This window comes from Pantoea sp. UBA5923, assembly GCF_002431095.1.
Taxonomy (GTDB): domain Bacteria; phylum Pseudomonadota; class Gammaproteobacteria; order Enterobacterales; family Enterobacteriaceae; genus Pantoea; species Pantoea piersonii.
In genome coordinates this window covers 951-14,524 of sequence record NZ_DJDN01000086.1, presented here as the reverse complement: position 1 = coordinate 14,524, position 13,574 = coordinate 951, and the positions used below count along the sequence as shown (strand labels likewise).

At 54.0% G+C, this 13,574-nt stretch carries 13 protein-coding genes; 9 read left to right on the top strand and 4 right to left on the bottom strand.

The window, feature by feature from the left end; all coding sequences use genetic code 11:
• A partial coding sequence (locus tag B3797_RS19525; protein WP_311791955.1) for a type VI secretion system tip protein VgrG occupies positions 1–633 on the bottom strand: 633 nt, incomplete at its 3' end.
• A gap of 441 nt (positions 634–1,074) precedes the next feature.
• On the opposite strand from B3797_RS19525, the gene B3797_RS19520 reads away from it, so the two are divergent.
• Complete coding sequence (locus B3797_RS19520; RefSeq protein WP_311791954.1) at positions 1,075–1,911, top strand: SDR family oxidoreductase; 837 nt, start codon at positions 1,075–1,077, stop codon at positions 1,909–1,911.
• 62 nt (positions 1,912–1,973) lie between these two features.
• Here the strand turns inward: B3797_RS19520 and B3797_RS19515 are convergent, their stop codons facing one another.
• Together B3797_RS19515 and B3797_RS19510 are read right to left on the bottom strand one after the other, a co-directional pair.
• Complete coding sequence (locus B3797_RS19515) at positions 1,974–3,134, bottom strand: macrolide family glycosyltransferase (RefSeq protein ID WP_311791953.1); 1,161 nt, start codon at positions 3,132–3,134, stop codon at positions 1,974–1,976.
• A 286-nt stretch (positions 3,135–3,420) separates the two neighbouring features.
• Positions 3,421–4,359 carry an Rpn family recombination-promoting nuclease/putative transposase gene (locus B3797_RS19510; protein WP_311791952.1) on the bottom strand — a complete coding sequence of 313 codons (939 nt, stop codon included), beginning with the start codon at positions 4,357–4,359 and terminating at the stop codon, positions 3,421–3,423.
• Positions 4,360–4,563: 204 nt separating this feature from the next.
• Between B3797_RS19510 and B3797_RS19505 the strand changes: the two genes are divergently transcribed.
• The 6 genes from B3797_RS19505 to B3797_RS19480 all read left to right on the top strand — a co-directional run bounded on the left by B3797_RS19505 (position 4,564) and on the right by B3797_RS19480 (position 9,285).
• Positions 4,564–5,127, top strand: coding sequence for a peroxiredoxin (locus B3797_RS19505; RefSeq protein ID WP_311791951.1), 564 nt, complete (start codon positions 4,564–4,566; stop codon positions 5,125–5,127).
• A gap of 24 nt (positions 5,128–5,151) precedes the next feature.
• Entirely contained in the window at positions 5,152–6,390 is a 1,239-nt protein-coding gene (locus B3797_RS19500) for a protein-disulfide reductase DsbD family protein (RefSeq protein ID WP_311791950.1), read from the top strand.
• 61 nt (positions 6,391–6,451) lie between these two features.
• Positions 6,452–7,006: a sigma-70 family RNA polymerase sigma factor gene (locus tag B3797_RS19495; RefSeq protein ID WP_311791949.1), complete on the top strand. Its 555-nt coding sequence runs from the start codon at positions 6,452–6,454 to the stop codon at positions 7,004–7,006.
• Positions 6,993–7,637, top strand: coding sequence for a DUF1109 domain-containing protein (locus B3797_RS19490; RefSeq protein ID WP_311791948.1), 645 nt, complete (start codon positions 6,993–6,995; stop codon positions 7,635–7,637). The genes B3797_RS19495 and B3797_RS19490 overlap by 14 nt, the downstream gene beginning before the upstream one ends.
• Positions 7,638–7,811: 174 nt before the next feature.
• The gene (locus tag B3797_RS19485) at positions 7,812–8,033 is read left to right on the top strand and encodes a hypothetical protein (protein WP_311791947.1); all 222 of its coding nucleotides are present in this window, start codon (positions 7,812–7,814) and stop codon (positions 8,031–8,033) included.
• Positions 8,034–8,340: 307 nt separating this feature from the next.
• Entirely contained in the window at positions 8,341–9,285 is a 945-nt protein-coding gene (locus B3797_RS19480) for a nickel/cobalt transporter (protein ID WP_311791946.1), read from the top strand.
• A gap of 43 nt (positions 9,286–9,328) precedes the next feature.
• Here the strand turns inward: B3797_RS19480 and B3797_RS19475 are convergent, their stop codons facing one another.
• The gene (locus B3797_RS19475; RefSeq protein ID WP_311791945.1) at positions 9,329–10,198 is read right to left on the bottom strand and encodes an AraC family transcriptional regulator; all 870 of its coding nucleotides are present in this window, start codon (positions 10,196–10,198) and stop codon (positions 9,329–9,331) included.
• A gap of 811 nt (positions 10,199–11,009) precedes the next feature.
• Between B3797_RS19475 and B3797_RS19470 the strand changes: the two genes are divergently transcribed.
• Both B3797_RS19470 and B3797_RS19465 read left to right on the top strand, forming a co-directional pair.
• Positions 11,010–12,419 (top strand): sugar porter family MFS transporter, encoded by a 1,410-nt coding sequence (locus B3797_RS19470; RefSeq protein WP_311791944.1) that lies wholly within the window; start codon positions 11,010–11,012, stop codon positions 12,417–12,419.
• Positions 12,420–12,434: 15 nt separating this feature from the next.
• On the top strand, positions 12,435–13,445 hold the full coding sequence (locus B3797_RS19465; protein WP_311791943.1) for a Gfo/Idh/MocA family oxidoreductase: 1,011 nt from the start codon (positions 12,435–12,437) through the stop codon (positions 13,443–13,445).
• Positions 13,446–13,574 lie beyond the last annotated feature (129 nt).

The window sequence follows — 13,574 nt, the reverse complement described above, 5'->3', positions numbered from 1 at the left end:
GTTGATCGCCTCCTGATTTACGTAACCGCCCGCGCCGGTTTGATGAAACTCAATGGTCGAGTAGCACCCGAACGGCTGATGGGATTTGCTGCTGTTGCAGAGCACCAGCGTCTCCTGGCCCATCGCATGACGAAAGTAGAAATAGATACCTTCATGCTCCATCAGGCGCTTTACGAAGTCATACATGCTTTCCTGATACTGCACGCAGTATTCCCAGATGCGGAAGTTTCCCTCCAGCTGGTCATCAATGGGAATGGCATAATCCTGGAAAACCTCAGTCAGGATCTCCCTGGCGGTTTTTTGCTGCCAGATGCGAAAACCCTGCGTCTGGGTCAGGTTCCACAGATGGGGGCGCATCGTCGCGCGGTAGATATAATACTCTTCGCGGTGCTTTTCATGCCCGACAAACGCCATGCGCGTAATCATGCCGCTGAGAAAACGCTGGGTTTGCGGATTAGGGCGCAGCTCAAGCGTTATCTGCTCGCCCAGCAGATCCTGCAGGTTTATTTCGTTGCTGGTGCTCAGCATATCGACGTCAAACTGGTAACAGTCTGAGAATTGCTCCCGACCCGTCATCTTTTTAAACAGGAGTTCGCTACCAAGCGGCGTGTGGGCTATTACAACGCGATCCATGACATTCCTCTGTTTCATGCAGCAACGGGCTTTATTGCGCGAGGCATGAATATAGGGTGGGCTTTTTATTTATTGCTGGCATAGTAAAAGCGCTTTATGAATCTTTTAATACAGCGCCCGGCATCAGGGATATTTAAGAATGTTCTTAGCAATGACTGGCCTTAAAGTTTTCATTTTTTATAGCGGGCTATCACAGAGGTAGCGGCCATTTTGCGCCAGAAGAAAAGTTAATTTATCTTCTTCGTTGGAATTAAACATATGTAGCAAATAGTTTCTTTGCGTTATTTTAACCGGCAAGACTCTTTGTCAGTGCGCCGCTGCCTTAAATCAAATTAACAACGGATTGTCATTTATCATTCACACAGGCGTGTCAATAATCCTGCCCAGAGAGGATATTCGCAACTCAATAGCCACGGTTTATTTAATACAGGAATTAGGGCAATGACAGACGCAGATAAAAAAGTAATTTTAATTACCGGTGGTTCAAAAGGGCTGGGCTTCTCCTACGCGAAAGAGCTTGCCCGTCAGCACACCGTTATTATTACCGGAAGGGATACTGCCCGTCTGGCGCAGCTGGAAGCGGAATATCCGGGCCTTTTTCACTGTATCACCTGTGACGTCAGCGATCGGACCGCAGTGTCGCAATGTTTTGCAGATATTGTCGCTATGTTTGGCCATATTGACGTGGTGATAAATAATGCCGGCGTCTGGGGGCCGGTGGATAAATTCGCCGATATCGCTTTGGATGACTGGTATGAAGCGATTAATATTAACCTGCTCGGCCTCTCTTATTGCACCCACGAAGCGCTTAAACCGATGCGAATGCGCAAACGCGGCATTATTATTAATATTGTCAGCAATGCAGGCGCCTACCGCTGGCCCTACTGCACCTCTTATTCGGTAACGAAAGCGGCGGTGATTAAATTAACCGAAAACCTGGCCGTCGAGATGAAGCGCGAAAATATCTCTGTCTACGCCTATCACCCCGGTCTGGTTCACTCTACGGGCATGGTCACCAGTTTGATCTCCACCGTTACCGATCGCAACAGCGCCAGGGGCAAAGCGTTGCAGTGGGTTTATGACGAGCAGGACGCCGGGAATACCGTGGATGAGAAGCAGAGCATGATCAATATTGAGAAGCTGTGCAGCGGTAAATATAAAAGCCTGAGCGGCCTCTATCTTACGGTCAGGGATAATCTCGACCTGCTGCTGGAAAGAAAAAGAGAGATCAGAGATCGCGACCTCTTTATGCTGCGCGTCAACAGCCTCGAAGTGTAGAGCGCCCGCCTTCCGCGCGCAGCACGTTTAGCGTGCTGCGCGTTTTTATTATTTCTCGTCTGTTATATCGCCTGAGCCCGGCGCTGCAGGCTGGCAAAAAGCCGATCGAAGAGATCGGCTGCCGCGCTGGCGCCGCCAGCCGCTTTTAACTGCTGCTGAAAGCGCGCAATCTGCGTCCGGCAGATCTCGCTGGCGTGAAGCGCGCGCGCGGCACAGAGCAACCCGTCCGCATCGATCTGCTCCCGCGGCAGATGTACACCGATACCCAGCTGCTGAACGCGTCTGGCATTGAGCCGCTGCTCCGCCTGCTGGGGAACGGCGATGACCGGCACGCCGAAATGCGCCGCCTCCATCAGGCTGTTCATACCGGCATGCGTGATAAACAAACTGGCCGACCGCAGCACCTCAAGCTGGGGGATCTGCGCGTGCACCTCAATATTGTCTGCGACTAGACCCAGCTCGTCCGGCGTGACGTAGCGGCCGATGGATAAAACCAGGTGGAATTCGCTGTTGGCGAACGCCGCGATGCAGGTGCGGAAAAAATCGCGCTGGTTGGTGTAGACCGAGCCCAGCGAAACGACCACAACGGGACGCGCTTGTGACGCGGGGCGCCATGCTTGCTCAGCAGGCCTGTCAACGATGTCAGGCCCGACGAAAATAACCCGGGGATCGACCGTCTCCGCTTTCTCCTGAAAGCAGCGCGGAATAAAGGCAATGGCATTGTCGTGGCGGGATAACAGGGTGGAGAGATCGAGCGCCACGCCTTTTGTCTTCAGCAGGGCGTTGAGCAGCGGTAAGCAGGGCCAGGCGTTACCCGCTATTCCCAGCCACTCTTCCGACTGTCCCTGGTAGCTGGCATGGGTGGGATTAAGCGCGACCGAAGGAATATTCCACAGAGCAGCAAATATTTTCCCCAGCCAGCTTAATGGGCCGTGAGCGATAATATCCGGGCGATCGTTAACAAAGGCATTAAATAGTTTGTCCCAGGTCAGCGTCGCCTCTTTTGCCAGTTCGACTACCACGTACCCCATATCTTCCGGGCGAGGTGTCTCTTTGCTAAATGCGGGCTGATAAATTACCGGCTCCGCGCCGCAGGCGGTTATTAAAGGCGCAAACTCAGCCGACGTGGTATAGCTAACCCGGTATCCCCGCGCCACCAGCGCTTTGACCAGGCCTAGCGTGGGATTAACATGGCCATGCTCAGCGCAATTAAAGATTGCCACGTGCGGACGCCTGTTTTTTACCTCAACCCGTAAAGCCATATTCGCTCCGTTATAATGGCGTGCAGGCAGGGACAATCCCTGCCTGACGTTATAAGCAGCATTTCATCAGTTCTTTAAAGGCGTATTACAGCAACAGAAGAATAAATAAATATCGGAATAGTTTGATCTGACCGCCGCGTTATTTTATCGCAGCGTAATTTTATTATTTATTGCAGGCTGAATGAATAAGGCGAGAAAAACCGCCGCCCTGAAAAGAGGGCGGCCAGATAAAGAAGCAGGGTGGGGCTTAGTGGTGAATCTGCTGGAGATCCTCTTCCGACAGGCCCGTTACTTTCATGACTGAGAGAACGTCCATACCGCTTTTCAGTAAATTTCTGGCGATATTCAGGCTGGCCTCTCGTTCGCCAAGCTGGCGTCCCTGGGCCAGACCCTGTTCCAGTCCTTGCTCCAGACCTTTTTTCAAACCTATCTGTTCAAGCTGTTGTGCAAGGGTCATCAGTTCATCCTCATGCTGCGGCACGCGCTGTGCCAGTTCACGAATCATCGCTTTCGCGTCCGACGTTTCGCCGGCCTGAAGCATATAGTTTACCAGCGCTATCACCTGCTGTCCGGTCATAAATTCCGTCAGCATCAGCGACACCAGCTGGTCGAGCAGGCCTTTCAGATCGCGCTGGCGGATATGCTTTTGCAACAGGGTCAGCGCCGCCATGCTGCGGTGTTGCATAATCTCTTCATCCGGGATGACGGTTACGTCCACCAGCGGGAAATGCCCGCTGTAGAGCGCCGCGGCCTGCTCACGCTCGCTAAACCCATCGAGCCAGTTCATTGAGTAAGGATAGGGGCTGCGCTTACCCTGATAAAAGAGCACCGGGATCACCAGCGGCAGCGTTTTATGCCCGGCGTCGAGATGACGCTGCATCGCCGCCACCGCATAGCGCATCAGCCGAAACGCCATATGCTTATCCGGCGTGCTCTGATGCTCAATCAGAACGTGCACATAACCGTCGCCGCCGCGGGTCTTCAGCGAGTAAAGCACGTCGCTGTAGTAGGGGCGAAGGTCATCCTCTACAAAACTGCCGGACTCCAGCTTTAGCGTAGTCAAATCGCAAATCGCCAGCAGCGCGGGCGGCAGATGCAGAGCCATAAAATCACGCGCCGTCTCGGGATGCGAGAGAAAGGTTTTGAATACCGCATCGTGCGGGGTAGGCGTATTTTTGTTGTGCATCCTGATGCGCCTTTTCTGTCTTAAGTCCAGGCGGCGAATAGTACCACAACGCCCCGCTCTCATCAGCAGAGCTGCAGGCTAACCAGCCTGGAACTCACCTCAGCGCAAAAATATTTTACAGCAGCGAAACTTTTCCGCTGCCGCCGCCGAACCTCTGATTAAACCCTTCGGGCACTCCGCCTGATTGTTAATGGAGAAGAAAAAATGCTGATGAAAAACAATCTGAAAACGCTGGCGGCCGCCACGCTTCTGGCGCTGAGCCTGCCTGTCACCTCCGCGTTCGCCGCGCTGCAGGTTGGCGACAAGGCGCCTGATTTCAAACTCGATGCGGCTCTGGCCGGTAAAGCGACTACCTTCTCCCTGCAGCAGGCGCTCCAGAAAGGCCCGGTCGTGCTCTATTTCTTCCCGGCCGCCTTCAGCGCGGGCTGCACGCTGGAAGCGCACGATTTCGCCGAGGCGACGGACGCGTTTAAAAAACAGGGCGCGACGGTGATTGGCGTGACCGCCGGCAATACCGATCAGATTGCCAAATTCTCGCAGCTTGAGTGCCGCGATAAGTTCACCGTCGCTGCCGATCCCGACGCAAAAGTCGCGGCGGAGTATAAAAGCACCATGGAATATAAAGGGAAAACCCTTTCAGATCGTACCTCTTACGTGATTGCGCCGGACGGCAAGATCCTGCTCAGCTACACCGACAAAAATCCCGATGCGCATATCCAGAAAGCGATGGATGCGGTGAAGAAATATCGCCAGGCTAACCCTGCCTGACCCTAACCTCCAGGTGAAATGATTATGCTGACAGCCATTGCCGCCGCTTTTCTCGGCGGCCTCATACTCAATCTTATGCCATGCGTCTTCCCGGTAATTTCGCTGAAGGCGCTCAGCCTGATCCGCCATCACGACAAACCGGCTCACGCGCGCGCCGAAGGGCTGGCATTTTTGCTGGGCGTCGTGGTGACCATGCTGGCGCTGGTGGCTGTGCTGCTGCTGGCGCGGGCGGGCGGCGCCTCGGTCGGCTGGGGGTTTCAGCTGCAGTCGCCGCTGGTGATCGCGCTGCTGATTCTGGTGATGCTGGCGTCAGCGCTTAATCTCTTCGGCCTGTTTGAAATCGGCCTGTCCCTGCAGCGGGCCGGCGAGGTAGGCGGCGATCGCGGCGGTCTGGTCGGTTCAGCGCTTACCGGCGCGCTCGCCATCGTGGTGGCGACGCCCTGCAGCGCGCCTTTTATGGCCAGCGCCGTCGGCTATGCGCTGACCCAGCCGCCTGCCGTCAGCCTGGTGATCTTTATTGCGCTGGCGCTCGGTTTTGCCGCGCCTTTTACCCTGATCTCTTTTTTCCCGGTTCTGGCACGCGTGCTGCCTGCGCCAGGCGCCTGGATGATCACGCTGAAACACGGGCTGGCTTTTCCGATGCTTGGCGCCGTCGGCTGGCTCATCTGGGTGCTGGAGCGTCAGGCAGACTCGGCCGCGCTGGCGGCTATCCTGGGCTGCTGCCTGCTGCTCAGTTTTGCAGCCTGGTTATATGGCATGGCGCAAAAACGCCGTATGATGGGTCGCCGCCACTGGGCGCTGCATCTGGCGACTGCGGTTTTCGTCCTGCTGCTGGTGCCGCCGCTCATTAATCTGAAAAGCGCGGCTGCTCCTGAGGAGACGGCAGAAAGCGCCGTTGCCGCTGCGGCCGTCGCCTGGTCGCCGCAGAACGTTGATGCGATCAAAGGGCAGGGCAAGCCGGTGCTGGTGAACTTCACCGCGTCGTGGTGTATTACCTGCCAGGTTAACGACCGCACCTCGTTATCAACCCAGGCGGTGAAATCGGCGATGGCGCGCACCAGTACCATTTATATGGTTGCGGATTCCACGAAATATAATCCTGACGTTGAACAGGCGCTCAGCGATTTTGGTCGCGGCGGGCTGCCGCTTTATGTCGTTTACCCGGCAAACGGCGGCAAACCGGTTGTGCTGCCGCAGGTGCTGACGCCGGGGATCGTTATTTCAGCGCTGGAACAGGCCGCTGAAAGCGGAAAGAAAACCTAAACGGGTGAGTGATTGAATAACAACTTTACAGGGCGGATGATCCCGCCTTTCAGTGCGGGCGATGCCCGATACTGACGCGCGCGCTCTGCACTGGCCTGCCTTAATGGCGCGCGCGCAGGCTGGCGACCAGTCCGCCTACAACCAGCTTTTGAAAGCGATGGTGCCCGCCATCCGCGCGCTGGTGCGCAAAAAAATCGCCAACGATGCGCTGGTTGAAGATGTGGTTCAGGAGACGCTGCTGGCGATCCATCGCGTACGCCATACCTACGATCCCCGCCGTCCCTTACTACCCTGGGTGGCGGCGATCGCGTCGGCGAGAGCGATAGACGCCCTGCGTCAGCGAGGACGGCAGTATGAAGTTCAGGATGATGACGCCCTTCACCGTCAGATGGCGGAACCCGACGAGGCCGAACCAGGTCAGGAGGCGCTAACCGACTGCCTGGGCGCGCTGCCAGCACGCCAGCGGGAGATTGTCGAGTCGGTTCATCTGCGCGAGCAGAGCCTGGCTCAGGCGGCGGCTGAGGCTAACCTTTCGCTTTCCGCGGTCAAATCGCTTTTGCACCGCGCAATGCTTAATCTGCGTAAATACGGAAGTGGTAAGCATGAGAAATCATGACCAACTGATTGAACAGCTCAGCGCCTCGGCACAGCCGGTGAGACGCGTCTGGCCGACACCCTGGCGCGTGATTGTCTGGGTTGCCGCCGCGCTGCCCTGCGGCGCGCTCAGCAGCTGGGTGCTGCACAGCCGCAACACCGACTGGTCGCAGCCCGGCGCGCTGCCTGCTCTGGCGGCCTTGCTGCTCTCATTTATTCTGGGCGTCAGCGCCATTGGCGGCGCCTTTACCCTCAGCCTCGCAGGACGGAAGGCGCCTAAGCTGCGATACCTTTTCCTGCTGGCGCTGGCGTGGCTGGCGCTCAACCTGCTCAACCTGACCGCCGCACAGGCGCCGGCAGGCGCAGGGCGCTTCGGCGAAGGCATCCACTGCTATCTCTTTATGCTGCTGGCGGCGTTGCCGATGATGGCGATCTCGGTGTTCAGCCTTTATCGCACCCGATCGCTTTCGCCGGAGAAAAGCCTGGCGCTGGCGGGGTGCGGCATCGCGTTTATGTCGTCAATGCTGTTGTCGCTGTGCCACAACACCCATTTGCACCTGATCGATTTCAGCATGCATCTTGCGGCAGGCATTACCATCGTTCTCCTCACCGTGTTCGCGGGACGTCGCTGGATCCGTCTGGATCGCCGCTGACGTTGCTGGTCGATCTGCCGGGCTGAGTGATTCGGCGGCCCGGCGGTTTTCTTAACGCTTCCTCAACAGAATGACAACAGACCCCGTTTTATCCCCGCCTGCCGCTGGATTCGACTATGCTCATCAGGTGATTAATGGAAATGTCTTGTTAATTCTTATGAGGATGGAGTTCAGATGCGCAAACTGTCATATTTAGTCGTCACTCTTGGCCTGCTGATGTCTGTCGCTTCTCAGGCTGAAGCAAAAGGCTGCCTTAAAGGCGCGGCGGTGGGCGGCGCGGCGGGACATATCAAGGATCACGCCGTGGCCGGCGCGGCGGCCGGTTGCGCCGTAGGCCATCATATGGCCAACAAAAAAGCGAAAAAAGAAGCTGAGAAGAATCAGCAACAACAGTAATCCACGCATCAGGGCTGCATCTGCGGCCCTGAATCACAGCTGCTGACAGAGTCAGGCCCGCCCGCCAAGTCCCCTGCATTTATCCTCCTGCTGAACAGAGATATTGCGCCTGCCTTCAGGGCCATCTTGCCTGCGAATAAATGCGTCCTGGCCGTTGGTTTCCTTCTGTCAGGGTGGTAGCCTTTTCCTCTCTTCCCTGTAGCCATTTCGACAGACGGCGCGACAATTTTTGCCGCTGCTGTCGCGCGATGGCGAGTCCGGTTTCTGGTCTGTTCAAGCTCGGGCTATTTACCTTCAGGACAGGCTTATGAAAAAGTACGATCTCAATAGCGTCTCAACGCTAACCCTGCTGGGCTTTAGCGGACTAGCGGGCCTTGCTCTGCTTTATCTTTTCGCGCGGCACTGGGCCGACTTTGTGCAGTACTGCTTTTCGGTGCAGGTTTCGCTGCATCGCTATCTGGTGCAGTACCTGCTGCTGCAGCGCGATCGGCATATCAAGGGCGGTCTGATGCTGATTGCAGGGAGTTTTATCTATGGTTTCCTGCATTCAGTCGGGCCTGGCCACGGCAAATTCGTGATTACAACCTGGCTTGCCACTCACAGAGCGCAACTCAGGGCCAGCCGACTGATTACGCTGCTGGGCAGTCTGATGCAGGGCATCGTCGCCATTCTGTTTGTGGTTATTCTCGCCGTTTCCCTGAATCTTTCACTGGGCGATCTCAGCCTGAGCCGATACTGGATGGAAAAAGCCAGCGCATTGCTCATTGCGGGCTTTGGTCTTGTCATGCTTTGTCGGGCTGCCGGTATCCGTCCTCTCTCGCTGCTGCATCGTCATCAGCATAACGAGGCTTGCGGCTGTGGGCATAAACATCAGCCTGCTGCTGATGAGCTGACCGGCGGCTGGCGCAATGCGGCCTGGGTAATTGGCACTATAGGTATCCGGCCCTGCAGCGGGGCGCTGATGATCCTTGTCTTTGCCAATGCGGTTGGCATGTTTAGCTGGGGAGTGGCGGCGGTGATGGCGATGTCGCTAGGTACGGCCGCTTCAATCATGATCCTTGCCACCTTTGTGCATCATTTCAGAGAGTGGATGATTAACGTAAACCTGCCTGGGGTGACGCGTTACTCAGCGACATTCGTCAGGCTGGTACTGGCAGCGGGCGGAGTGGCGTTGATTCTTTTTGCGGCCGTGATGTTCTCTACCATTATTCCTGTCAGTACCAACGGAGACTTTATCGCAGCGGGCTGCTAACGGCCCGGCGAGCGTGCTGAGGCGAGGAAGGCAATGGCTGACGCTAGGTTTTTATCTGGCCGGTCAGCCAGAACTTTTTATACCGCGCGGGAGGAATGCCCACGAGATTGTGAAAAATGCGGTGAAAGTTATTGACGTTATCGTACCCGACCGCGTTTGCGACTTCGGTCACGCCCAGGCTGGTACTCAGCAATAAGTTTTGCGCCTCGCCAATACGGCGACGCGTCTGGTACTGTTTAGGCGAGTAACCAGAGAAATTTTTAAACACGTGCGCCAGATAAAACTGGTTCATGTTCATCATCGCGGTGATGGAACTGAGCGCGATATCTTCTTTGTAGTGGTCATCAATGTAATCCTTGATGCGCTGACCAAGCAGCGTATTGCTGTCCTCCCGCTCCTGCTTGTTTTCTATCCAGATATTCCGGCACAGCAGCAGCAGAACATTCAGCAGATTATCGCCTATCTCCGCGCTGTAGAGGCGTTTACTGTTAACGTGCGCCCACATCTGATCGAACAGCTGGCTAATTTCATCGTAAAACTCGCCGCTTGGCATAACTGCGGGTTGCGCGCGCGTCGTCAGCACATTATGGGGCAATCCATCAATTTTTAACTGCTCGACGCCGCAGCTGAAAATCAATAAATCGTCTGATGCATTCGGGCTTTCATCATGCAGGACATTGGCATTGAACAGCATGATATCGCCCTGTTTGACGTTGTAGCGTCGCCCGTCGATGTTATAGGTGCCGCTGCCGGAGCGAACGAACATCACTTCAAAGCGATCGTCGTGCTTGTGCATGACTCTGGGCAGGGCTTCCTCTTTACCTTCCGCTTTACAGATAAACGCCAGGCGAGGGCGCAAATTATTGTCGAACCCGCGAGCTGAAGGATGTTCATTAAGGCAAAAGGTAATCATGATCGCTCCTGTAGTATGCGCTGCTATTCTTACACGAGTTTTTTCCGCCGGTAATCATCAAATTTGCTTTTTACCTTAATTCAGATTATTGATAAATCTGACTTTGCTGAGGGTATGACACCCAAGAATGATGATTATTGTTTTCCTGAGCAGAGGGCGAAAAACAATTTTGAACCCTGTCACACTTTTATTTTGATCAAAATCCACGCACCCCTCTCAGCTTTGCAAAAGCAAAATATCAGTAGCCCTCTTTTGTTTAAGGTTATGCGCGCCATAAAAAAGCAAATATCATCAAAATTGCTCTGATTAGGTTAGCAAGCAACGTCCACTATTGTTAATTAACATTAATGCGCACCCGAAATAAAAATAGCCATTGTCAGATACTGCCTTGTGCTGGCGTCAGGGTGCATCCGCTATAGTTAACCCGCCTTTATTCAACGCTGCCCATTTGTTAATAAAACCCCTAAGCGAACCTCTTTTTTAGCTTATCTTCATTCTTGCTATGTCAATCGGCAATCTATGCCTTGTGATGATCATCACTCTATTTTGTGTTTTTTGATTCGAATCTTTGATCCTCGACACGGAGTAAAATAGCGCAGCCTGCCGCGACTGGCTTTTAATCTTCACTTTGATGTAACTTTGCTGCAACCATAAAGATTCCCGTATTACATTATGCTATTAGCCAAAAAATAATATTTACGCCCGACGTATTAATTACATGTTCTCATTCAGGCAGCCATAAATTAATGGTCGATACAGGCCATGAATAATGGCGTGCGACGGTTTTACCTTACTACCAGATGGAACAGATATGTATAATAAAACCCACCTACAAAACCCTAAGCGCATGCGGTTAATCACCATCATTTCAACGATAGGTGGTTTATGCTTCGGTTATGACACCGGCGTTATTTCCGGCGCACTTATCTTTATGAAGTACGATCTTCACCTGACTGCCGCCCAGGAAGGTTTTATCACCTCCTTTTTACTATTTGGCGCAGCGTTAGGCTCTCTGTTTGGCGGTTATTTATCAGACAGGCAGGGACGGCGTAAAAACCTGTTATGGGTCGCTGCTATTTTTATTTTTGGCGCATTAGGCACCGCGTTCGCCTGGGACGTGCCCTCCATGATAGCTGCCCGCTTTATTCTGGGGTTAGCGGTAGGTTGTGCTTCGGTCACCGTACCCATTTATATCTCTGAACTGGCGCGCGCCGATCAGCGAGAAAGCCTGGTGACGGTTAACGAACTGATGATCGTTACCGGACAGTTCCTGGCCTATTCCGTCAATGCGGCCATTGTGAATCTCTACCCTGAAATGCAGCACAACTGGCGCATTATGCTGGCTATTCCGGCGCTGCCGGGTGCGCTGCTGTGGGTGGGTATGTTAATGATGCCTGAATCCCCGCGCTTCTTTATCCGCAAGGGACAAACTGAAAAAGCGGTAAAAGTGCTTAAAACTTTGCGTCTGCCGGAGGAGGTGGATCGTGAAGTTAAAGAGATTCAGCAAATCGTTAAAGCGGATGAGGTGAAATTCAATCTGCTCGCAGAACTGAAAAACCGCTGGGTTATTCAGCTCATCTTAATCGGGCTGATGATTGTCCTGGCTACCCGCGTGACAGGCGTTAACACCATCATGTACTACGCGCCCACCGTACTGAAAGCGGCCGGTCTCGGCGATGCGGCGGCGGTGACCGGCGCGGTAGCCAACGGCGTTATTTCTGTACTGGCAACCCTGCTGGGCATGGCGCTGATAGGCAAATACTCGCGCCGCAAAATGTTCTTTACCGGCCAGGCAGGCGTGACGATTAGCCTGGTGCTTATCGGGGTGGCGTTTAAAGTATTTTTCCACACGGAAACCCTCAACGGCGTGGATACGCTTCACGCTAATTTTGCCAACGCGCCTTACGTTATTCTCGCCTTGATGCTGGTCTTCCTGGTGTTTATGCAGGGCTGGATAGCGCCAGTGTTCTGGCTGATGTTAGCGGAGATCTATCCATTAAGAATGCGCGGCGCGGGTATGGGCTTCGCCGTATTTGGCCTGTGGATCTTCGACTTTATGATCCAGTCCATCTTCCCCTTCCTGTTAAGCCATTACGGCGGCGGTATGACCTTTGGTTTCTTCGGCGCGACCAACGTGATCATGCTCATTCTGCTGGTGAAATATTTGCCGGAGACGCGTGGCCTGACATTAGAACAGATTGAAAAGAAATTTCGCTTTTAATATGAGGATTATTAAATGACTGTCAAAATCGGTTTAATTGGTCTGGGTATGATTGGCCGGGATCATCTGAAACGTTTTCATAATGTAATCTCTGGCGCGGAAGTGACCGCAGTTTGCGATATCAACCGCGCGGCCGCCGATGCGGTTGCCAGCGAATATGGCGCTACCGCATTTTATGATGCGGAGGAGATGATTAATTCCGAGCTGGTCGATGCGGTATTTATCTGCTCTATTGGCCCGGTGCACAAAACGCAAATACTGGCCGCTTTTAATGCGGGCAAGCCGGTATTCTGTGAAAAACCGCTGACGCCGACCGCTGACGAATCCAGAGAAATTATTGAAGCAGAAGTGAAAGCGGGCAAGCGCCTGCTGCAGCTGGGCTTTATGCGCCGTTTCGACCCTGGCTATCAGGCGCTGAAGCAATCCATTGAGAGCGGCGAGCCTGGCGACGTGATGTTGATTCACTGCGCGCACCGTAACCCCTCTGTGCCGGAAAGCTATACGCTGGAGATGGCGATCAATGATTCAGCGACCCATGAAATCGACATTATTCGCTATCTGCTGAACGAGAATATTACGTCCGTTCGCGTTGATAAGCCCCGTAAAAAAACCAGCCGCGCGCTGCCGCATTTGCAGGATCCGCTTATCGTCATTTTTGAGACCGAATCGGGCGTGCGCATTGATGATGAGCTGTTTGTGAACTGCCATTATGGCTATGACATTCGCTGCGAGGTTGTCGGTGAGAATGCCGTTATCGCGCTGAACGAACAGCAGTTAATTAACACGCGCTCGCTTCACGGCAATGCGCACCATATCGCTCAATCCTGCATGGAGCGTTTCGCCACGGCTTACGACCGTGAAGTGCAGCACTTTGTCGACAGCGTGCGCGACGGCCGCGAAATGAGCGGGCCTTCGTCCTGGGATGGTTATGTTGTGGCGCTGGTCTGCGACGCCGGTCTGGCTTCGCTGAAAGATGGCGAAAAACACGACGTTGTCATTCCGCAACAGCCGTCGCTTTATCGCTGAAATACTTCTTCTCGCTTTTTGTGAGGGACTAATAATGTTGAAACTGACGGCAGATTCACTGCATTTGCAGTGTTGGGCAGCGAACAAAAACGAAGCCATTAAAATTGCCGCTGACGCGCTGGAAAAAGC

What these genes read in the sequence shown, in the direction of transcription:
- B3797_RS19505 (WP_311791951.1), top strand. Translation starts at nt 4,564, where the DNA reads ATGCTGATGAAAAACAATCTGAAAACGCTGGCGGCCGCCACGCTTCTG.
- B3797_RS19485 (WP_311791947.1), top strand. Translation starts at nt 7,812, where the DNA reads ATGCGCAAACTGTCATATTTAGTCGTCACTCTTGGCCTGCTGATGTCT.
- B3797_RS19495 (WP_311791949.1), top strand. Translation starts at nt 6,452, where the DNA reads ATGCCCGATACTGACGCGCGCGCTCTGCACTGGCCTGCCTTAATGGCG.
- B3797_RS19510 (WP_311791952.1), bottom strand. Translation starts at nt 4,359, where the DNA reads ATGCACAACAAAAATACGCCTACCCCGCACGATGCGGTATTCAAAACC.
- B3797_RS19500 (WP_311791950.1), top strand. Translation starts at nt 5,152, where the DNA reads ATGCTGACAGCCATTGCCGCCGCTTTTCTCGGCGGCCTCATACTCAAT.
- B3797_RS19465 (WP_311791943.1), top strand. Translation starts at nt 12,435, where the DNA reads ATGACTGTCAAAATCGGTTTAATTGGTCTGGGTATGATTGGCCGGGAT.
- B3797_RS19520 (WP_311791954.1), top strand. Translation starts at nt 1,075, where the DNA reads ATGACAGACGCAGATAAAAAAGTAATTTTAATTACCGGTGGTTCAAAA.
- B3797_RS19480 (WP_311791946.1), top strand. Translation starts at nt 8,341, where the DNA reads ATGAAAAAGTACGATCTCAATAGCGTCTCAACGCTAACCCTGCTGGGC.
- B3797_RS19470 (WP_311791944.1), top strand. Translation starts at nt 11,010, where the DNA reads ATGTATAATAAAACCCACCTACAAAACCCTAAGCGCATGCGGTTAATC.
- B3797_RS19475 (WP_311791945.1), bottom strand. Translation starts at nt 10,198, where the DNA reads ATGATTACCTTTTGCCTTAATGAACATCCTTCAGCTCGCGGGTTCGAC.
- B3797_RS19490 (WP_311791948.1), top strand. Translation starts at nt 6,993, where the DNA reads ATGAGAAATCATGACCAACTGATTGAACAGCTCAGCGCCTCGGCACAG.